This window comes from Pseudomonas sp. 31-12 (genome assembly GCF_003151075.1).
Lineage (GTDB): Bacteria > Pseudomonadota > Gammaproteobacteria > Pseudomonadales > Pseudomonadaceae > Aquipseudomonas.
In genome coordinates this window covers 4,910,405-4,927,893 of record NZ_CP029482.1, presented here as the reverse complement: position 1 = coordinate 4,927,893, position 17,489 = coordinate 4,910,405, and the positions used below count along the sequence as shown (strand labels likewise).

General features: G+C 58.3%; 20 protein-coding genes and 1 pseudogene. 10 read left to right on the top strand and 11 right to left on the bottom strand.

Features of this window, described 5'->3' with window-relative positions; all coding sequences use genetic code 11:
- Positions 1 to 151 precede the first annotated feature (151 nt).
- Positions 152 to 961, bottom strand: coding sequence for a TatD family hydrolase (locus DJ564_RS23235; RefSeq protein ID WP_109633665.1), 810 nt, complete (start codon positions 959 to 961; stop codon positions 152 to 154).
- 236 nt (positions 962 to 1,197) lie between these two features.
- On the opposite strand from DJ564_RS23235, the gene DJ564_RS23230 reads away from it, so the two are divergent.
- The 3 genes from DJ564_RS23230 to DJ564_RS23220 all read left to right on the top strand — a co-directional run bounded on the left by DJ564_RS23230 (position 1,198) and on the right by DJ564_RS23220 (position 3,714).
- Entirely contained in the window at positions 1,198 to 2,619 is a 1,422-nt protein-coding gene (locus tag DJ564_RS23230; protein WP_109633663.1) for a transglycosylase SLT domain-containing protein, read from the top strand.
- Between the two features lie 103 nt (positions 2,620 to 2,722).
- On the top strand, positions 2,723 to 3,157 hold the full coding sequence (locus DJ564_RS23225; RefSeq protein ID WP_109633662.1) for a DoxX family protein: 435 nt from the start codon (positions 2,723 to 2,725) through the stop codon (positions 3,155 to 3,157).
- Positions 3,158 to 3,405: 248 nt separating this feature from the next.
- The gene (locus DJ564_RS23220) at positions 3,406 to 3,714 is read left to right on the top strand and encodes a hypothetical protein (RefSeq protein WP_109633660.1); all 309 of its coding nucleotides are present in this window, start codon (positions 3,406 to 3,408) and stop codon (positions 3,712 to 3,714) included.
- 4 nt (positions 3,715 to 3,718) lie between these two features.
- On the opposite strand, the gene greB is transcribed toward DJ564_RS23220, so the two are convergent.
- From greB to DJ564_RS23205, 3 genes are read right to left on the bottom strand one after another with little or no spacing between them, the layout of a single operon-like run.
- Positions 3,719 to 4,216 (bottom strand): transcription elongation factor GreB, encoded by a 498-nt coding sequence (gene greB, locus DJ564_RS23215; protein WP_033057207.1) that lies wholly within the window; start codon positions 4,214 to 4,216, stop codon positions 3,719 to 3,721.
- A 34-nt stretch (positions 4,217 to 4,250) separates the two neighbouring features.
- Complete coding sequence (locus DJ564_RS23210; protein ID WP_109633658.1) at positions 4,251 to 6,755, bottom strand: ABC transporter permease; 2,505 nt, start codon at positions 6,753 to 6,755, stop codon at positions 4,251 to 4,253.
- Complete coding sequence (locus DJ564_RS23205) at positions 6,755 to 7,438, bottom strand: ABC transporter ATP-binding protein (protein WP_109633656.1); 684 nt, start codon at positions 7,436 to 7,438, stop codon at positions 6,755 to 6,757. Before DJ564_RS23205 ends, DJ564_RS23210 begins: the two co-directional genes overlap by 1 nt.
- Before the next feature lie 10 nt (positions 7,439 to 7,448).
- Between DJ564_RS23205 and DJ564_RS23200 the strand changes: the two genes are divergently transcribed.
- Positions 7,449 to 8,054 carry an arylesterase gene (locus tag DJ564_RS23200; protein ID WP_162556232.1) on the top strand — a complete coding sequence of 202 codons (606 nt, stop codon included), beginning with the start codon at positions 7,449 to 7,451 and terminating at the stop codon, positions 8,052 to 8,054.
- Between the two features lie 86 nt (positions 8,055 to 8,140).
- Here the strand turns inward: DJ564_RS23200 and hxsC are convergent, their stop codons facing one another.
- The 4 genes from hxsC to hxsA2 are packed head-to-tail and all read right to left on the bottom strand — an operon-like array spanning position 8,141 to position 11,336.
- Positions 8,141 to 9,304 (bottom strand): His-Xaa-Ser system radical SAM maturase HxsC, encoded by a 1,164-nt coding sequence (gene hxsC / locus DJ564_RS23195; RefSeq protein ID WP_109633653.1) that lies wholly within the window; start codon positions 9,302 to 9,304, stop codon positions 8,141 to 8,143.
- Positions 9,298 to 10,755, bottom strand: coding sequence for a His-Xaa-Ser system radical SAM maturase HxsB (hxsB, locus tag DJ564_RS23190; RefSeq protein ID WP_109633652.1), 1,458 nt, complete (start codon positions 10,753 to 10,755; stop codon positions 9,298 to 9,300). The genes hxsC and hxsB overlap by 7 nt, the downstream gene beginning before the upstream one ends.
- A complete protein-coding gene (locus DJ564_RS23185) occupies positions 10,748 to 11,050 on the bottom strand; it encodes a His-Xaa-Ser system protein HsxD (protein ID WP_109633650.1) in 303 nt (100 codons plus the stop codon). The genes hxsB and DJ564_RS23185 overlap by 8 nt, the downstream gene beginning before the upstream one ends.
- A gap of 1 nt (position 11,051) precedes the next feature.
- On the bottom strand, positions 11,052 to 11,336 hold the full coding sequence (gene hxsA2 / locus DJ564_RS32910) for a His-Xaa-Ser repeat protein HxsA2 (RefSeq protein WP_109633648.1): 285 nt from the start codon (positions 11,334 to 11,336) through the stop codon (positions 11,052 to 11,054).
- A 172-nt stretch (positions 11,337 to 11,508) separates the two neighbouring features.
- Here hxsA2 and DJ564_RS23175 point away from each other — a divergent pair.
- The 3 genes and pseudogenes from DJ564_RS23175 to DJ564_RS23165 form a co-directional block, all read left to right on the top strand.
- Positions 11,509 to 11,643 (top strand): annotated as a pseudogene (locus tag DJ564_RS23175) (arylesterase); the annotation flags it as partial.
- A 56-nt stretch (positions 11,644 to 11,699) separates the two neighbouring features.
- Positions 11,700 to 11,993, top strand: coding sequence for a hypothetical protein (locus tag DJ564_RS23170; RefSeq protein WP_003226812.1), 294 nt, complete (start codon positions 11,700 to 11,702; stop codon positions 11,991 to 11,993).
- A gap of 102 nt (positions 11,994 to 12,095) precedes the next feature.
- A complete protein-coding gene (locus tag DJ564_RS23165; protein ID WP_109633646.1) occupies positions 12,096 to 13,067 on the top strand; it encodes a L,D-transpeptidase family protein in 972 nt (323 codons plus the stop codon).
- 123 nt (positions 13,068 to 13,190) lie between these two features.
- Here the strand turns inward: DJ564_RS23165 and oprI are convergent, their stop codons facing one another.
- On the bottom strand, positions 13,191 to 13,442 hold the full coding sequence (gene oprI / locus DJ564_RS23160; protein ID WP_003172710.1) for an outer membrane lipoprotei OprI: 252 nt from the start codon (positions 13,440 to 13,442) through the stop codon (positions 13,191 to 13,193).
- Positions 13,443 to 14,083: 641 nt separating this feature from the next.
- Here oprI and DJ564_RS23155 point away from each other — a divergent pair.
- Positions 14,084 to 14,371, top strand: a complete 288-nt coding sequence (locus DJ564_RS23155) for a GNAT family N-acetyltransferase (RefSeq protein ID WP_109633645.1) — start codon at positions 14,084 to 14,086, stop codon at positions 14,369 to 14,371.
- 73 nt (positions 14,372 to 14,444) lie between these two features.
- On the opposite strand, the gene DJ564_RS23150 is transcribed toward DJ564_RS23155, so the two are convergent.
- Together DJ564_RS23150 and DJ564_RS23145 are read right to left on the bottom strand one after the other, a co-directional pair.
- Positions 14,445 to 15,521, bottom strand: a complete 1,077-nt coding sequence (locus DJ564_RS23150) for a 3-deoxy-7-phosphoheptulonate synthase (protein ID WP_017339811.1) — start codon at positions 15,519 to 15,521, stop codon at positions 14,445 to 14,447.
- Between the two features lie 161 nt (positions 15,522 to 15,682).
- Entirely contained in the window at positions 15,683 to 16,126 is a 444-nt protein-coding gene (locus tag DJ564_RS23145) for a PilZ domain-containing protein (protein ID WP_109633643.1), read from the bottom strand.
- On the opposite strand from DJ564_RS23145, the gene DJ564_RS23140 reads away from it, so the two are divergent.
- Together DJ564_RS23140 and DJ564_RS23135 are read left to right on the top strand one after the other, a co-directional pair.
- Complete coding sequence (locus tag DJ564_RS23140) at positions 16,125 to 16,511, top strand: co-chaperone YbbN (protein WP_109633641.1); 387 nt, start codon at positions 16,125 to 16,127, stop codon at positions 16,509 to 16,511. The genes DJ564_RS23145 and DJ564_RS23140 overlap by 2 nt on opposite strands.
- On the top strand, positions 16,508 to 17,464 hold the full coding sequence (locus DJ564_RS23135; protein WP_109633639.1) for a putative 2-dehydropantoate 2-reductase: 957 nt from the start codon (positions 16,508 to 16,510) through the stop codon (positions 17,462 to 17,464). Before DJ564_RS23140 ends, DJ564_RS23135 begins: the two co-directional genes overlap by 4 nt.
- The last annotated feature ends 25 nt before the right edge of the window (positions 17,465 to 17,489 follow it).

Genomic DNA, 17,489 nt, shown 5'->3' with positions numbered 1-17,489 from the left:
ATGCAGGGATTCTGGACTTGATGTGGATCAAAGGACCACACCCACATCCAATGTGTGTGGGCTTGCTCGCGAAGGCGGTGGAACAGTCAATGTAGATGTCGACTGATTCGTCGCTTTCGCGAGCAAGCCCGCTCCCACAGGGGATTTGTGGTTACTGGGGGATGGAGGGCAGGCCGTAGAACGCGCGAGCGCAGGCGGTGGTGTGGGCAGCCAGATCCTCTTCCGTTTCGCCTCGATGCAACGCCACTTCGCGCAGCACTTCAGTCAAATACGCCGGTTCGTTGCGACCGTTCTTCGGCTTGGGCCGCAAGCTGCGCGGCAGAAGGTACGGCGCATCGCTCTCCAGCATCAAGCGCCCGCGCTTGATCTCCTTCACCAACGGATGCAGGTGCGTGCCCCGGCGCTCGTCGCAGATCCAGCCGGTGATGCCAATGTGCAAATCCAGATCGAGGTAACTGAACAGCGCCTTCTTTTCCCCTGTGAAGCAATGCACCACCGCGGCCGGCAGCTGGTCGCGGTAATCACGGAGGATTTCCAGCAGTCGCTGACTGGCATCGCGCTCGTGGAGGAACACCGGCAACTGCAGATCGACCGCCAGCGCCAGGTGCTCCTCAAGGACTTTTTCCTGCTGGGGGCGTGGCGAGAAATCGCGATTGAAATCCAGCCCGCATTCACCCACGGCCACCACGTTGGGTTCCTTGAGCAAACTGCGCAGTTGCCGGGCGCTGTCAGCGTTCCAGTCACTGGCCGAATGTGGGTGAATGCCTGCGGTGGCGAACAGCCGCTGCGCCGATTCGTCCAGCTGCCGGCACAGTTCCAGCGCCTGTTCGCTGCCTTCGACACTGGTGCCGGTCAGGACGAGTTGGCAGACCCCCGCGGCATACGCGCGATCGAGTACGGCCTGGTGTTTATCACCAAAACTGGGGTTGGTCAGGTTGACGCCGATATCGATGAGTTGCATGGTGCTACCTCGGACCAAAGGCCGGAAAGCATATCAGAGCTGTAGATTTATAAGAAAAGCCAAGAACTACAACGAGTTAAAGCTGTCTCTTGATGCCGCAAGACACGCCGGGGTGGTCAAGGTGCCATCACTGTGCCAGTCTTTCGCACTTTGTCAGCGCTCAAAGGCGCTCTGTTTCTGTCGTTCGATGTCATGAAAATTCGTGAGGTCGGCCCAGTATTCTTTCCGGAGAGTGGATGACACGTCCCTCGATGTTGCTACTGCTGTGCTGTTCGTTGTTGCTGCCGATGCCGGCGGTCGCACGTCTGGCCGGCCCGCTGCAAGCCGTGCCGGCGGCCAAGGTCCGTGACCTGGCGGAGATTCGCAGCAGTCGTGTGTTGCGGGTGCTGGTCAACCAGAGCCGCAACAGCTCTGGCGAAGTCCAGGGCCAGGCCATCGGCGTCGAATACCACCGCCTGCGCGCCTTCGAGCAATACCTCAACGGTCACGCCCGTGACGGACAGGAAATCACCCTCAAGATCATTCCCAAGGCCAAGGATCAACTGCTCGGTGCCTTGCAGCGCGGGGAGGGTGACCTGGTCGCGCCGGGGGAGTTGCTCGACTTGCAACCGGGGCATGCGGTCAGCAGCAGCGAACCGATTGCCAGCAACATCCCCTTGGTGCTGGTGGGGATCAAAGGTGAGCGCCGCTACACCCGCGTCGAACAACTCTCGGGTAAAACCCTGGCACTGCCCACCGGCAGTGCGGCCGGGGACGCGGTCAGTCAGATCAATTCAAAACTTGCCTTGCACAAACTGGCGCCGGTGAAAATCGAATGGGTCGATCCCAGTCTGGCCGTCGAAGACGTCCTGGAGATGGTCCAGGGCGGGATCTTTCACTTGACCATCGTCGAGCAGCCGATTGCCGAGCGCTGGGGCAAGATCCTGCCCAAGTTGCGCTTCGACAAGCAGCTGGCGATCAGCGACCCGGGCGAAGAGTTCTGGTTCGTGCGCCGCGATGCCTCGATGTTGCGCGCAAGCATCGATCGTTTCCTGACCACCTACAAGAAACCGTCGGACCAGGACGCAGCGTTTCTGCGCATCTATCGCCGTCTGTATCAAGTGCACTATCCCTTGGCCAAGGCTGATCGGCAGCGTCTGGAGAAACTTCGCCCGGTGCTGCAAAAGCACGCCGATGCCCAAGGCATGGACTGGCTGAACCTGGCGGCACTGGCTTTCAAGGAGTCGGCGTTGCAACCCAACGCCCGTAGCGGCAGCGGCCCCACCGGGCTGATGCAGATCACCCCGTCCGCAGCCCAGCGCGTCGGGGTCAACAACATTCAGAACCTCGACGCCAATGTGCAGGCCGGTGCCAAGTACTTGGCGATGATCCGTCGCAAGTTCTTTGCAAGCCCCAAACTCAACGAACGCGAGCGCATGGCGTTCGTGCTGGCGGCCTACAACATGGGGCCGGAACGAGTGCAGGGCATGCGCGCCGAAGCCCGGCGGCGAGGCTTGAATCCCAATCAGTGGTTCTTCCAGGTCGAACGCATTGCCATGGAGCAGGTGGGAATGGGCGCCGTCAGCTATGTTAATAGCGTGAACAAGTATTACCTGGCGTTCGATCGTGAAAGGGAGTCGTTGGAGCCCCAGGGGCAGAAAGTAGCCTCACGCAAATGATCGACTAAACTGATTGTTATGTCGCAAAAATTGCGCTTTTAACATTGGTTTTATCGATTAGTATAGCGGCCAACCAACACACAATCACAATGGATGACACAGCATGAGCTCACTGATCAACAAGGTACTGTTTACCCGCGCTGGCTACGGCTTGACCGTTCTGCGGATCTTCGTCGGCATTATCTTCGCTGCTCACGGCGCGCAGAAACTCTTTGGCATGTTCGGTGGTTACGGCATTGCCGGCACCGCGCAGTACATGGAAAGCCTGGGTCTGGCACCGGGTCACCTGATGGCGATTCTGTCCGGTGGTACCGAGTTCTTCGGCGGTCTGGCACTGATCATCGGTCTGCTGGCACGCCCGGCAGCACTGGGGCTGGCCTTCCTTTCGCTGGTCGCCATTTTCACCGTACACATCAGCCACGGTCTGTTCATGTCCAATAACGGTTATGAATTCGCCCTGGCCTTGCTCGGCGGCAGCATTGCGGTACTGATCGAAGGTGCCGGCAAACTGTCGGTAGACCGCGCGATCGCTGACTGACCGCTCTGGCTCAACGAAAAGGCCCGCATTGCGCGGGCCTTTTTTGTTGCGCGTCATTCTTGACACTGTCCGGTCAGCTTCTCTAGGATGCTGCTCATGCGCCGATTTAAACAGCTACTTGCGGGGCGCCAGGTGACTTATCCAGTTGCCGATAGAAGCTTGAAACAGGCTTCGAAATACCGCTAAAGCGCTGGTTCGGTGTTGCCTCTCACCTGCCATGCAGACTTTTGAGGCAGAGACACGACCCAATGAATGCACTAAGCCCCGTTGTACGCCCCGCGCCGATCACGGCACACCTCACCCAGCGCAATCCAAAAATCCTGCTTGGCGGAAAACATCAGCCGACGCTCCTGCGTTATCTCGATGGCTGGCCACGTCGTACCGGCGGCCCCGCAGCGTTCCTGATCCAGTTTGTCGAAGACGGTGAATCACTGGCGCGATTTGCCAGCGACAGTTTTGATCTGGCCGTCATTCAATCGCCCAGCGTTGAAGACGCGCCGGAAGTGATCAAGCAACTGACCCGGGTTGCCCGGCAAGGTTTGATTACGCGCCGCTGAGGCTTTAGAGATACTCGATCGCCACGATATACACGCACTGCTCACCGGTCGGTGTCTGGACCCGAACCTCGGCGTCCAGCGCCTTGCCAATGAGCGCCCGGGCGAGCGGCGAGTCGATGCTGATCAGTCCCAGTTTCAAATCCAGCTCATCCGGCCCGACGATGCGGTAGCGTGATTCTTTGCCGTCTTCATCTTCGATGGTGACCCAGGCGCCGAAGTAAACCTTGTTCGGGTCGCTGGGTTTTTCGCTGACAACTTTCAGCGCTTCGAGCCGCTTGGTGAGAAAGCGCACGCGACTGTCGATTTCGCGCAGCATCTTTTTGCCGTAGGTGTACTCGGCGTTTTCCGAGCGATCACCCTGTGCCGCCGCCTCGCTGACCGATTGCGTCACCTGAGGCCGACGGACATGCCAGAGCTCATGGAACTCGGCCCGCATCCGCGCTTCACCTTCGGGGGTGATCAGCGCGGTGCCAGCGGTGCGGGGAGGGCGATAACGGCTCATGGCAACTTCTTGTGAGGGAAAGGCCTTGAGTCTATCAACCCTCGCGCAACACTGTCAGCGGGCTGGCGTTCAGCGCACGACGGGTACCGAACACGCCGGCGCCGCCGATCAGCACCGCGCCAATCAAAGGCAACACCAAAAGCCACGGATGCGGATGCCACGGCAGGTCGAAGGCGTAGCGGTAAAGCACCAGGCTCACCAACTCCGAACCCAACGCCGCCAACAACCCGCTGACCGCGCCGAGCAAGCCGAACTCGATCCGCCGTGCCTTGACCAGCAACTGCCGTTCGGCCCCCAGTGCGCGCAGTAGCGCTCCTTGGCGAATGCGTTCATCGAGGGTCGCCTGCAAGCCCGAGAACAACACCGCCATCCCCGCCGCCAAGACAAACAACAGCACATATTCCACCGCCAAAGTGACTTGAGCGAGGATGCTGCGCAGCTGCTCCAACAAGGCTTCGACTTGCAGGATGGTCACCGCCGGGAACGACCGGGACAGGTCGACAATCTGCTGATCGTGACCCGCCGCCAGATAGAAACTGGTCAGGTAGGTCGCCGGCAAATCCTTCAACGTCCCAGGCTGGAAAATCATGAAGAAGTTCGGCTGGAAGTTGTCCCAGTTGATCTCCCGCAGACTGGTGACTTTCGCTTCGCGATTGGCCCCGCCGACGGTAAAGACCATGTGATCGCCAAGCTTGAGCTTCAGGCTTTCGGCAACCTTGCCCTCCACCGATACGCCAGGAATCTCATCAGCTGGCTGTTCGCTCCACCAGTTGCCCGCCGTCAGTTTGTTGCCCGCCGGCAGATCCGCCGCCCAGGTCAGGCTCAGGTCGCGCTGGATCGCCCGGTCACCCGCCGAATCCTTGCTGACGATCTCCTGCACCGGCTCGCCGTTGATGCTGATCAGTCGTCCGGGCACTACGGGGTACAGCGGCGCCGATTGGGCCGAGAGTTCGATCAGGCGATCGGTGAAGGCTTGTTTGTCGGCGGGCAGAATGTTCAGAGCGAAATAGTTCGGCGCGTTTTTCGGCAATTGGTTCTGCCAAGTGTCGAGCAACTCACCGCGCAACAATGCGATCAGCGCCATGGACAACAGGATCAGACCGAAGGCCAGGGCTTGTCCCGCTGCCGCCAGAGGATGGCGCAGCAATTGGCCCAGCCCAAGGCGCCAGGGCAACGAGGCGCGCGCCAGCATCCGACGCAGGCTTTTGAGCAGCAGCAACAGCAGGCCGCCGAGTATGACCGCCGCGATCACGCCGCCGCCGAGCAGGGCGAAGGTCAGCAGCAGGTCGAGGCTCAGGCGCCACATGATCAGGCCGAGGGCGCCCAACGCGGCGCCGTAGACCATCCAGGTGCTGGACGGAATCGGCAGCATGTCCCGACGCAGAACCCGCAGCGGTGGCACTCGACCGAGTGCCGCCAGCGGCGGCAGGGCAAAACCGGCCAAGGCCACCAGCCCGGTGCCGATCCCGGCGATGGCGGGAAACAGACCGCCCGGTGGCACATCGGTCGGCAACAAATCATGCAGCAGCGCGAATAATCCAAGCTGTGCGAGCCAGCCGAGGAGGGCGCCGCCAAGGCTGGCGAGCAGGCCGAGTACCGTCAGCTGCAAACCGAACAGCACCATGGTTTCCCGGCGCGACAGACCCAGGCAGCGCAGCAAGGCACTGGCGTCGAAGCGGCGGGTGGCGAAGCGCGTCGCCGACAGCGCCACGGCCACGCCGGACAACAGAACCGCCACCAGACTGGCCATGTTCAAGTAACGCTCGGCCTTGCCCAGCGCGCCGCCGATCTGCCGGTTGCCGTCGCGGGCATCCTGTATACGCTGGTTGGCGGCGAGGCCGGGCTTGATCAGTTGACGGTAGGTTTCCAGCGCCTCGGCTTTACCACGCCAGAGTTCACGGTAACTGACCCGGCTGCCGGGTTGCACCACGCCGGTCGCGGCGAGGTCGCTGAGGTTGATCAGCACCCGCGGCGTCAGGCTGTAGAAATTGCCGGCACGGTCCGGTTCGTAGGTCAGGACCCGCGCCAGTTTCAGGGTGCGCAGGCCGACATCGATGCTGTCGCCGATCTTCAGGTCCAGCGCGGTCAGCAGTCGCGCTTCAACCCAGGCTTCACCGGGTTTCGGTCCGCCACCGGCTTCCTCCGGTGCAAAGGGCGCCGGGGCGCTTTTCAGTTCGCCACGCAGTGGATACACATCGTCGGCCGCCTTGATGCTGGACAGTTGAATGCCGTTGTCGGTGGCGATGACACTGGAGAACTCCACCACTTGAGCGTGTTCGAGTCCCAACTCCGTCCCACTTCTGATCTGTTCGGGGCGTGCCGGTGAACTGCCTTCGAGCAACAAGTCAGCACCGAGAAACTCGGTGGCGCGCAGCATCATGGCGCCATTCAGGCGGGCACCGAAGTAGCCGATGGCGGTACTCGCCGCCACGGCGACCACCAGGGCGAAGAACAACACGCGCAACTCACCGGCGCGGGCGTCGCGCAGGAGTTGCCGGATGGCAAGGCTGAACAGGCGCAACAGCGGCAGGCGTGCCATCACGGCTCCAGAGGGGCGACCAGCAGGCCGGCTTCAAGGCGGATCAGGCGCCGGCAGCGATGTGCCAGGCGTTCGTCGTGGGTCACCAGCACCAGGGTCGTACCGCGTTCCTGGTTGAGTTCGAACAGCAGGTCACTGATGCGCTCGCCGGTATGGCTGTCGAGATTGCCAGTGGGTTCGTCGGCGAACAGCACGTCCGGTTCGGCGGCAAACGCACGGGCAATCGCTACGCGCTGCTGTTCACCACCGGAGAGCTGGCGCGGCGAGTGGGTCAGGCGCTGGCCCAGGCCAACCCGCTGGAGCAATTGAGTGGCCCGTTCACGAGCGTCTTTGCGGCCATCGAGCTCCAGCGGCAGCATGACGTTTTCCAAAGCGTTGAGGCTGTCGAGCAGTTGAAAGGACTGAAACACAAAACCCACATGCTCGGCCCGAATGCGCGCGCGCTGGTCTTCATCGAGATTGCTCAGGCCCTGGCCGGCGAGGGTGACTTCACCGCTGCTCGGCAGGTCGAGGCCGGCGAGCAGGCCGAGGAGGGTGGATTTGCCGGAACCGGAAGCGCCGACGATGGCCAGGCTGTCACCCTTGTTCAGTTCCAGGCTGAGTTCGTGCAGGATAGTCAGTTCACCTTCCGCGCTGGGAACCACTTTGCTGAGGTTCTTCGCGGTGAGAATGCTTGCGCCCATGGAGAATCCGATGCGAGTGTGGTTTTTGAGTGCTGGCCTGGCCTTGATGTGCATGGCCCAGAACGCAGCGGCGGGAACAGTCCTGATCGTTGGCGATAGTATCAGCGCCGGTTTCGGCCTGGATACCCGCTTGGGGTGGGTGTCGTTGCTTGAGCAACGGCTCAAGCGTGAAGGTTTCGACGATAAGGTGGTCAACGCCTCCATCAGCGGCGACACCAGCGCCGGAGGCCAGGCGCGCCTGCCCGCGCTGCTTGCAGAGCATAAGCCGGAGCTGGTAATCCTTGAGTTGGGCGGCAACGACGGCCTGCGCGGAATGCCCCCAGCTAATTTGCAACAAAACCTTGCGTCGATGATCGACAGCTCCAGGAACAGTGGCGCCAAGGTGCTTTTGCTTGGCATGCAGCTGCCACCCAACTATGGCGTTCGCTATACCGAGGCCTTTGCGAAGGTCTACAGCACACTCGCCAACGAGAAAAACATCCCGCTGGTACCGTTTTTTCTCGACGGCGTGGGCGGTCATCCAGACCTGATGCAGGCCGACGGATTGCACCCGGCTGCGGTCGCTCAGGACAAGTTGCTGGAAAATGTCTGGCCGACACTGAAACCGCTGCTTTGAAATAATTGCCAAGAGGATCAATTCGGACGCTGATCGTCGAACATAGAACGCTTGTGACTGAAAATGCAGATTTCTACGTGAGAGGGTCAGAAAGGAGATAGCTGTTTGCTGTAGCCGAATTTGACACCCGAGGCGAAGAAGCCGCCGCACTCAGTCTGTTTTTTACAGCTCTGGCATTCGGGTGCGAACTCGTTTTTCCAATCACTGATCGATTTGCGGTAGTAGGGCAGGATGTCGGGATTCACCAAGCAAAGCTGATGGTTGTAGACCGAAATGTTCATGCCGTACTTGGCCAGAATGCTAACGGACCTGCTAAGCGTGTCTTTGTACTCAATTGGATCAATCCATAGCTCGTCTAGATTGGCTCTGGTGAAGCCCATCATTTCAAGGCCCATCAGTGCCACTTGATCGACAAAAAGAAGATTGCGGGCGATGAACTCACACAACTCAGGAAGTCGCTGCACAGAGAGCTTGTGTATGACCACTCGGATCTCGACCCTCTGACCCAGGCGCTTGAGGTTAAGAATGCCCTGAATGGTTTCATCGAACGCTCCTTGAGCCTGGACGATGTAATCATGCAGTGTCGGATCGTCTGAGTAGACGGGGATTCCGATCATCGCGTCAGGCAATTGAATTGCGGCATATTTTTTTGCGAACGTTGGATCTTTGAAGCTTCGACCGTTAGAAAGGATGTGAATCGCGGTTCTTGGCAGATAGCTCTTTGTCAGGCGAATGATCTTAAGAAAACGCTCTTTGTCCGTCGTAGGCTCACCTCCCGTAAACCCCAGCTCCCGGGTCTCTTTCGGGATCAACGGAATCAAGCTCTCGACCTCATCGAGTATCCATGAATCATCAGCAGCTTTAGGCGGTTGAGAACACATAAGGCAGTAGTTATTGCACTGCTCGGTCAACAGGATGCTGTTGTTGGGTGACGTAGCCCTAAACAACACTCGAATACTCTGGCGATCAGCTGAAAGCCGGATAACGTCATTGTCACCGATGTAACTGAATTCATTCGCCAGGATGGAGTAGTCAGAGCCGGCAGGCAGTCCCTCCGCCAGCTTCTGATATTGCTCAGTCAGTAGATAGTGGGCGAAACCTGTGGGTATCTCATGATCGGAAATCAGATACGCCATTTCCCGTCGCAGGATTTCAGGCAGGTTCCGATTGGTGGAAACCTTGATCAGGGTGAGGTCCTTGTAAACATTGACCGCGTGGATACGGATAACCTTCCCGCTGAGCTTCAGCATCGATTGGCCCACCCCATAAAAATCCGTTTCGTATGTTCGTCGCTTCCCATCAGTTCAATGAGATGCTTAAAAATCGCCATGTTGCGCTTGCAGAACGAGGATTCAGGTTTTCTCGCTACCAGATCCTTGTGCATGGCGTGGTGGTAGACGGGTTCGGCACCACAGTAAGGCTCAAACGCACAGTCGGAGCACATAGGGGCGCTCAAGGTGAAGGAATTTTCCAGTGCGTCCAGAAGCTGATCGGAAAGAATGATTTCCTCATAGGAATGCTCAAGAACGTTGCCCAGTCTGAACGTATGATCGCCCATCTCGGCAAGCATCCGGCTTTCATCTGAGGCATAGACGGCTCCATCGTAATTGAACACGATGGCGGCTATACCTGCGCCAGCGGGGTTCATCAAATCAACAAAGCCAGGATCCCCAGAGGTCAGCATTTTTGTCAGTACGAGAGAGGAGTATTGCTCGACAAATCGTATGCCGGACTTGTTCAGTTCAATGATGTAATCAAGACCTTCCTTGTAAAATTCCAACCAGCGCTCAGTGTCATACGACATGAATTTTTTGGTCTTGATTGCGAAGCCGTATGGAGAAAGAGTGCGGAGGAAAATTCCGTCAAAACCCAGACGCAAATACTCATCGATGATGTCACGGGCTAGCGGAAGGCTCTTATCAGTAGTCGTCATTAGAGCCGACACTTGGTCGTAGCCAAGAGCTGCGCGGGCCTTTTTCAGGCCTTCTTCGAAACGCTGATGACTGTCTCGTCCGGGTCTTGGGCGATTCGCATTATGAAGGTCCATTGGCCCGTCGAGAGAGGAAGAAAGTACGATGTTGTGCTGCTTGCAGAAGTCGAGCACGTCATCAGTCAGAAGCGACAGCGTGGTTGCGATGACGAACTGAAGATCGCGACCTTCTTTGAGATTGCGTTTTTTAGCCTCAAGAACGACGTACTCCACCATCTCAAAGTTCAGCAGTGGCTCACCCCCCTGGAATTCTATTTTGATGGCTGGGTTGGGGGATCTGAAAACGAAATCAAGCGACTTTTCAGCCATCTCTCTCGTCATGTCGAATTCCCCTTTACTCTCCGATTGCCTTGATACCTGGCAATACGGGCAGCTATGGTCGCAGCGAAGGGTCACGACAAAGATGTGCAGATTGGTGAACTGGGCTAGTCGGGACAAGCGTGTGCGAATTTTGAGTGCCAGAAGCTGAAGTGGCGCCTGCTCATTGGCGAATCGGATGAACTGCTTCGACCGGAGCGCAGGGATCAGCTCTGATGAGATCGCAAGCGTTTTGCTGATCAGCGGTTCGAGCATTGGTATTGGTATGACGTGATACTCGCCTGCCATATTGGTGATGACGTACTCGTCGTCATTCAGGCGATCAAATTTGAAAGGCAGCAATTCGTAGGGGCGTTGCTCTACATAAAATTCCAGCTTATGGAATTTACTCACTGATTAGCCCGGTTTTTGAGAAGGCCAGCCCAAGGATCAGATTCCTGATCGGTAGGGTCTCAACGTTCAGCTTGTGACGCAGCTGGTAGTCGAGGACATCCTTCTTGAATTCTTGAACAGCAGACAGAAACGCAGGCTCATCTATGCCGATATTCGAGGATAAGGCGCAGATAAATTTCCCATCGGCGCATGTGATATCAGCTGTCAGTGAATTCATCGAGCGGTAAGTGGCTTTTTGCAAAACCTGTCCGTCATAAAGCCGCTCATCAAACGCGAGCCTAGCCGTAAATTCCATTTCAGGAGCCCGAGTGGTGGGAGCTATGTGAGCTGTGCGAAGCGTGGGAGCTATGAGAGCTGTGGTAAGCCATGAACTGACCTTGATCTCCACGTTTCAGGACAAACGCAAATAGATCATTGCCGCCGCGAGCCGAAATGTTTTCGCTCTGAGTAGCCGATTGGAGTGAGATTGTGGTGTCGGTGCTGGGCTCGACAGCCTCGTGGGTGACTAAAGCCGAAGCCTGCTCCGTAGCTACGGCTGCTGCCAGAGTTGCCATTGGTACCAAAAAGGAACGCTTTTTCATTACTGGATTTCCTTATCATTGGTGAGGTTATGCAGCGAGTCTCGCTGGCGTTCGGCGGTGATGTCAATGTGGAATTAGCGCTGGAACGATTATCCATCTCTTAAATCCGACAGACGTAGCAAGGCCGGCAAATTTCGAGGCGTATAGAAGCCTAGCCAACGAGAAAAACATTCCGCTGGTACCGTTTTTTCTCGACGGCGTGGGCGGTCATCCAGACCTGATGCAGGCCGACGGATTGCACCCGGCTGCGGGCGCTCAGGACAAGTTGCTGGAAAATGTCTGGCCGACACTGAAACCGCTGCTTTGACGCTTTTCTAGCGGCGGTGTTTCGGCTAAGGTGGCGCCCCCGATTTGGAGCCCCCGATGCCGCGTCCTGCCTGGTCCCTTTTTGCCTACCAACTGATCGAGCCTGACGAACAGCTGGATCTGTTCGCCTGCCAGGAAGTGCGGGTGCATCTGGTGACTCGTCAGCTGGAGCTGGGCGGCTCGGCCGACCGAACCTTGTGCGGCAGTCTGCTGCCCGCGCAACCGCGCTGGTCGAGTGTCGACCGTCGGGTATTCCAGGACCAGCGCCTGTGTTCGCTGTGCCGGGCCATCCTCGAATCGCAGAAACGCGGCACCTCGCCGATCTGGCCAGAGTTGCGGTTCGAGCTGTAAAGCGGCAAAGATAGCTTGCTATCGGCCAACTCCCCGAAATTCCGGATGCCGGTGTACAATCGCGTTTTTATACCCTTGTCGATCATGCGAAGGATTTTCCGGATGTTGCCGCGTTTTCCTGCCGTTACCCGCTGCCTGTCTCTTGCCGCCCTTTGTATGGCGGGCCCCGTAGCCGCACTGGAGCTGCCCCTGCCACCGCCCGGTGAAGACATCGTCGGCCAGGTGCAAGTAATCAAGGCCAAGTACGAAGACACCTTCGCCGACCTCGGCACCACTTACGATCTGGGCTATTCGGAAATGGTCGCGGCCAACCCTGGCGTCGATCCATGGTTGCCGGGCGCTGGTACCGAGATCGTCCTGCCGACGCGCTTCATCCTGCCGCCGGGCCCGCGTGAAGGCATCGTCATCAACCTGGCTGAATACCGCCTCTACTACTTCCCGAAAGGCCGGAACGTGGTCTACACCTTCCCGCTGGGTATCGGTCGTGAAGGCTGGGGCTCGCCGATTGCCCACACCAGCATCATTGCCAAGACGCCGAACCCGACCTGGACCCCTCCAGCGTCGATCAAGGCCGAGCACGCCGCTGATGGCGATCCGCTGCCGAACGTCGTGCCGGCCGGCCCGGATAACCCGCTGGGGCCGTTCAAGTTCACCCTGGGTACGCCGGGCTACCTGATCCACGGCTCGAACAAGAAGTTCGGCATCGGCATGCGCACCAGCCACGGCTGCTTCCGCATGTTCAACAACAACGTGCTGGAAATGGCGGGCATGGTGCCGGTCGGTACCTCGGTACGCATCCTCAGCGATCCGTACAAGTTCGGCGTCAGTGGCGGCAAGGTGTACCTGGAAGCGCACACGCCGCTGGACGACAAGGGCAACCCTTCTGTGGTCGACAAGCACACCGCTGTGATCAACGCGATGCTCAAGCGCGAGGACATCACCAATAACCTGCGCATGAACTGGGACGTGGTCCGCGACGTGGTTGCCGCTGAAGATGGCCTGCCGGTGGAAATCGGAGTACCAAACACTTCCGCGCCGATGGTGACAACTGCACCGATTGACCCGCTGCAGTAAGGCTTGAAAAGAACCCGCCGACGCAGGCCGCGCCGGTGGGTTTTTTATTGCCGGCAGGAAATATCAGGCAATAAAAAAGCCGACCCATAAATGGGTCGGCTTGATAACAATCCCGAAGGACTATTACTTGCGGCTAGCTTTTTCCAGCATGCGCAGAGCACGCTCGTTAGCTTCGTCAGCAGTCTGTTGTGCTTTTTGAGCAGCAGCCAGAGCTTCATCAGCTTTACGGTAAGCTTCGTCTGCACGAGCCTGGGAGCGAGCAGCTGCGTCTTCAGTAGCAGTCAGACGTGCTTCGGTTTCTTTCGATACGCTGCTGCAACCGGTAGCCAGAACTGCGGCCAGAGCCAGAGCAGAGAATTTCAGAACGTTGTTCATCGTGTTCCCCTTCAAGGACTTTCTATTAAGTAGCTGTCTCCTCAGAGTGAGGAAATAGCCGGCGTACATACTACCCATTACTTCTAGTAAGTAAACTGACGTGTAGCAAGAAGCAAAAAAAATTGTAGGCGTTGATTCTTTTTCGAGCAACTTTTAACTGCATTGTTTAAAAAATATCCAGCTGGGAGGCCCGAGATGAGCGATCCGCCGAAAAAAAGTTCCGTGCACTCAGCGCTGTTTTTCTCATTCTTGGCTAAAGTCTGCCTATATGGATTCGTCCATACTTTTGTTCGGATTTTGCGTAGCGGCTCTCATAATCTTTATCCATCTTGATGGTGACTTTAAGAGCGCGCGTTCGTCTTAAGTCTCAACATCCGGCAATGTTCAGGCTATCGACCCGCGGATATCTCCGGTCGAGCCGTCCCTGCGTCACCCGGAGCAGCACCCGCCACCTGAGTCCGATGACGAGCGTATCTTGAGCATTTCTGCCAATGGTGCCTACTATTTGAGGGTGTCCGGTTGCGCGAGATCGGTGCAGTTCTTCTCGGTGTCCATTCAGGCACGGGGTGGCGTAGATGTTCCTTCGCCGGAAAAACATCGGTAAGGTAGGGGTCAGAATTCAAGACCCGCGAGGAGTAGTGATGAGCGAGGCGTTGTCCATCCACCATGACCAGGCTGGTCATCAGTTCGAGACCAGTGTGGACGGTCATCGTGCCTACCTGACCTATATGGATCTTGGGAAACAGACTCTGGATATCTATCGCACCTTCGTGCCTAACGCGTTGCGTGGTCGCGGCATCGCGGCGGCATTGACCGAGCAGGCGCTGCAGTACGCTGAAGAAATGGGTTACACCGTCATTCCATCGTGCTCTTACGTCGAGCGCTACATGGAGCGTCACCAGCGGCATGCCGCCAAGCTGAGCCAGTAACCGCAAAACGCAAAATACGAACACAAAAAAACGCCGGGTTAAGCCCGGCGTTTTTGTGTGCGGCGAAACGTGATCAGGTGCGAGCGCGCTTCGGCAGCACATCCTTGAGCTTGGCGTGCATGCTGCGCAAGGTGTTTTCGGTCGCAGACCAATCGATGCAGGCATCGGTGATCGACACGCCGTATTGCAGGTCGGCGAGGTCTTTCGGGATGGCCTGGCAGCCCCAGTTCAGGTGACTTTCGACCATCAGGCCGATGATCGACTGGTTGCCTTCGAGGATCTGGTTGGCGACGTTCTCCATCACCAGCGGTTGCAGGGCCGGGTCCTTGTTGGAGTTGGCGTGGCTGCAATCGACCATGATGTTCGGCTTGATCTTCGCCTTGTTCAGCGCTTGCTCGCAGAGTGCGACGCTGACCGAATCATAGTTCGGCTTGCCGTTGCCGCCGCGCAGTACCACGTGACCGTAGGCATTGCCCTTGGTGGTAACGATCGACACGCCACCTTCCTGGTTGATACCCAGGAAACGGTGCGGGCTGGAAACCGACTGCAGGGCGTTGATCGCCACCGTCAGGCCGCCATCGGTGCCGTTCTTGAAGCCGACGGCCGAAGACAGGCCGGACGCCATTTCACGGTGAGTCTGGGATTCGGTGGTGCGCGCGCCGATGGCCGACCAGCTGATCAGGTCCTGCAAGTATTGCGGGGAGATCGGATCAAGGGCTTCAGTGGCGGTCGGCAGGCCCATCTCGGCCAGGTCCAGCAGCAACTGACGACCGATGTGCAGACCGTCCTGAATCTTGAAGGAGTCGTCCAGGTACGGGTCGTTGATCAAGCCTTTCCAGCCGACGGTGGTGCGTGGCTTCTCGAAATACACGCGCATGACCAGATACAGGGTATCGGACACTTCTGCGGCGAGCACTTTCAGGCGCTCGGCGTATTCGTGGGCTGCCTTGATGTCGTGGATCGAGCAAGGCCCGATCACGACGAACAGGCGGTGGTCGGTGCCATCAAGAATGTTGCGAATGACTTCGCGACCCTTGGTGACGGTGCGCAGGGCAGCGTCGCTCAGAGGGATATCACGCTTGAGCTGATCGGGAGTGATCAGGGTCTCGTTGGAGGCGACGTTTAGGTCGTTGATCGGTAAATCAGCCATCGTTTACTCGTCAGGTCACGGGTGCCGGCCGCCAGCGAACCCGCGCGGCGGAGCACAGCAAATTAAGCGCGTCGGGGAGCCGAACCTTAGCGCGTTAAGCGCCTGCTCGACAATGGGCAGACACCGGTTTTAGGGGCTTTCTCACTAATTGAGAGCGTCGCCTAACCCAATGCTGGCTGTGCAAATGCCTTGCGAACCGTGTCGTGGGAGAACTCGTCGGCATGCTGCTGGACCCAGTCGAGGGCCAGGGCCTGAATATCCTGCAGGTCATCGTGTGCGTCACGCAGGCGGCAATAACGCTCGATCTGGCAGACCTGTTCGCCCATTCGCGCACTGAACAGCATCTGTTCGTCGACGAACGCAATGCCCACCAGATACCCATGCTTGCGTCGCAGGCACCAGGCTACATAACCCAGGTAGCGCAAATCGGGATTCAGGGTTGGCATGCGCACTTCCAGCGCCGTACCGTGGCGCCAGGCGCGGTGGTAATTGCAAGCCATGCCGCCGAGGCTGATAGTGTGCAGCCGTTGCCGCGAAATGCACTCATGCTTGAGCAACGTTAATTCGACGGGCACATCGTCAGGGTGAGGTAAAAAACGTCCCATGAACACGGACTCCATGTGTCGGCCATCTGACATTGTTTCCCCCAGTATAGTGGTCGAATCGGAACTGACCGATTTCGACGCCGACCAACGGCTGCTGGCGATGAGCGGTGTGTCGCTGGTGATTTTTACCAGTGTCGGCTGCGCCAGTTGCCGGTTTGCCCGGGAGCAATTGCCGCGACTCGAACTGGCGATCGACCGGCTGTGCTGGATCGATGCCGGGGACAATGGCGGGTTGGTCGAGCGTTATCAGGTTTTCCATTTGCCGGCGCTGTTTGTGGTGCGCGACGGCGAGTTTTTCGGGCCAGTACAGTCGCGCCTGACCAGCACCGGGCTCAATGAAGCCGTGCGCCGGGCGCTCAGTCGTGATGCAGAGGAGTTGCCATGATGGAGGCAGTTGCCAAACCGACAATCGGTATTATCGGAACCGGCGCGATCGGCGGTTTCTACGGGGTGATGCTGGCGCGTGCCGGTTTCGATGTTCACTTTTTGTTGCGCAGTGAATTTGCAGCGGTCGCCGAACGCGGGTTGCAAGTCGACAGCGCGGTACACGGTGCGCTGACATTGAATCCGGTCCAGGCCTATTCGTCGGCCGAAGACATGCCGCCTTGCGACTGGTTGCTGGTCGGTGCGAAAACCACCAGCAACGCAGACCTGGCGCCCGCTATCCTTCAAGCCGCCGCGCCGAATGCCAAAGTCTTGCTCCTGCAAAATGGCCTGGATGTCGAAGACAGTCTGCGAGCCTTGCTCCCGGATACGCTGCACCTGCTCGGCGGGCTCTGCCTGATTTGCGTCCATCGCACCGGTCCGGGGGCGATCACTCATCAGGCCCTTGGCGCGGTGAATGTCGGCTACCACAGTGGCCCCGCCACCGATGAACAGGCGCGCATGGCGATAGTCGAGGAGGGCGCCGGGTTGTTCCGCAGTGCCGGCATCGACTCACAGGCCATGGCGAACCTGCATCAGGCGCGCTGGCAGAAACTGGTCTGGAATATCCCTTACAACGGACTGTCGGTACTGCTTGGCGCGGGCACCACGCCGTTGATGGCCGATGCCGACAGCCGGGAACTGATCAAGGCCTTGATGGCCGAAGTGGTTCAGGGCGCCAAGGCTTGCGGTCACGAAATGCCGGCCGGTTACGCGGACTTTTTGTTCATGATGACCGAGAAAATGCCCGACTATTGGCCGAGCATGTACCACGATTTCCTGCACAAACGACCGCTGGAACTCCAGGCGATTTATGCGCGACCGCTGGCGGCGGCAAAAACGGCGGGATGCGAATTGCCGCGAATCGAAGCCTTGTATCGCAGCTTGAGCTTTATCGATCGACGCAACACGTGAGTCGATCAACCTGAGGGGGAAGGGC

Coding starts and splice junctions, on each gene's coding strand:
- DJ564_RS23235 (WP_109633665.1), bottom strand. CDS start 961: ATGCAACTCATCGATATCGGCGTCAACCTGACCAACCCCAGTTTTGGT.
- DJ564_RS23230 (WP_109633663.1), top strand. CDS start 1,198: ATGACACGTCCCTCGATGTTGCTACTGCTGTGCTGTTCGTTGTTGCTG.
- DJ564_RS23225 (WP_109633662.1), top strand. CDS start 2,723: ATGAGCTCACTGATCAACAAGGTACTGTTTACCCGCGCTGGCTACGGC.
- DJ564_RS23220 (WP_109633660.1), top strand. CDS start 3,406: ATGAATGCACTAAGCCCCGTTGTACGCCCCGCGCCGATCACGGCACAC.
- greB (WP_033057207.1), bottom strand. CDS start 4,216: ATGAGCCGTTATCGCCCTCCCCGCACCGCTGGCACCGCGCTGATCACC.
- DJ564_RS23210 (WP_109633658.1), bottom strand. CDS start 6,755: ATGGCACGCCTGCCGCTGTTGCGCCTGTTCAGCCTTGCCATCCGGCAA.
- DJ564_RS23205 (WP_109633656.1), bottom strand. CDS start 7,438: ATGGGCGCAAGCATTCTCACCGCGAAGAACCTCAGCAAAGTGGTTCCC.
- DJ564_RS23200 (WP_162556232.1), top strand. CDS start 7,449: ATGCGAGTGTGGTTTTTGAGTGCTGGCCTGGCCTTGATGTGCATGGCC.
- hxsC (WP_109633653.1), bottom strand. CDS start 9,304: ATGCTGAAGCTCAGCGGGAAGGTTATCCGTATCCACGCGGTCAATGTT.
- DJ564_RS23185 (WP_109633650.1), bottom strand. CDS start 11,050: ATGGAATTTACGGCTAGGCTCGCGTTTGATGAGCGGCTTTATGACGGA.
- hxsA2 (WP_109633648.1), bottom strand. CDS start 11,336: ATGAAAAAGCGTTCCTTTTTGGTACCAATGGCAACTCTGGCAGCAGCC.
- DJ564_RS23170 (WP_003226812.1), top strand. CDS start 11,700: ATGCCGCGTCCTGCCTGGTCCCTTTTTGCCTACCAACTGATCGAGCCT.
- DJ564_RS23165 (WP_109633646.1), top strand. CDS start 12,096: ATGTTGCCGCGTTTTCCTGCCGTTACCCGCTGCCTGTCTCTTGCCGCC.
- oprI (WP_003172710.1), bottom strand. CDS start 13,442: ATGAACAACGTTCTGAAATTCTCTGCTCTGGCTCTGGCCGCAGTTCTG.
- DJ564_RS23155 (WP_109633645.1), top strand. CDS start 14,084: ATGAGCGAGGCGTTGTCCATCCACCATGACCAGGCTGGTCATCAGTTC.
- DJ564_RS23150 (WP_017339811.1), bottom strand. CDS start 15,521: ATGGCTGATTTACCGATCAACGACCTAAACGTCGCCTCCAACGAGACC.
- DJ564_RS23140 (WP_109633641.1), top strand. CDS start 16,125: ATGAACACGGACTCCATGTGTCGGCCATCTGACATTGTTTCCCCCAGT.
- DJ564_RS23145 (WP_109633643.1), bottom strand. CDS start 16,126: ATGGGACGTTTTTTACCTCACCCTGACGATGTGCCCGTCGAATTAACG.
- DJ564_RS23135 (WP_109633639.1), top strand. CDS start 16,508: ATGATGGAGGCAGTTGCCAAACCGACAATCGGTATTATCGGAACCGGC.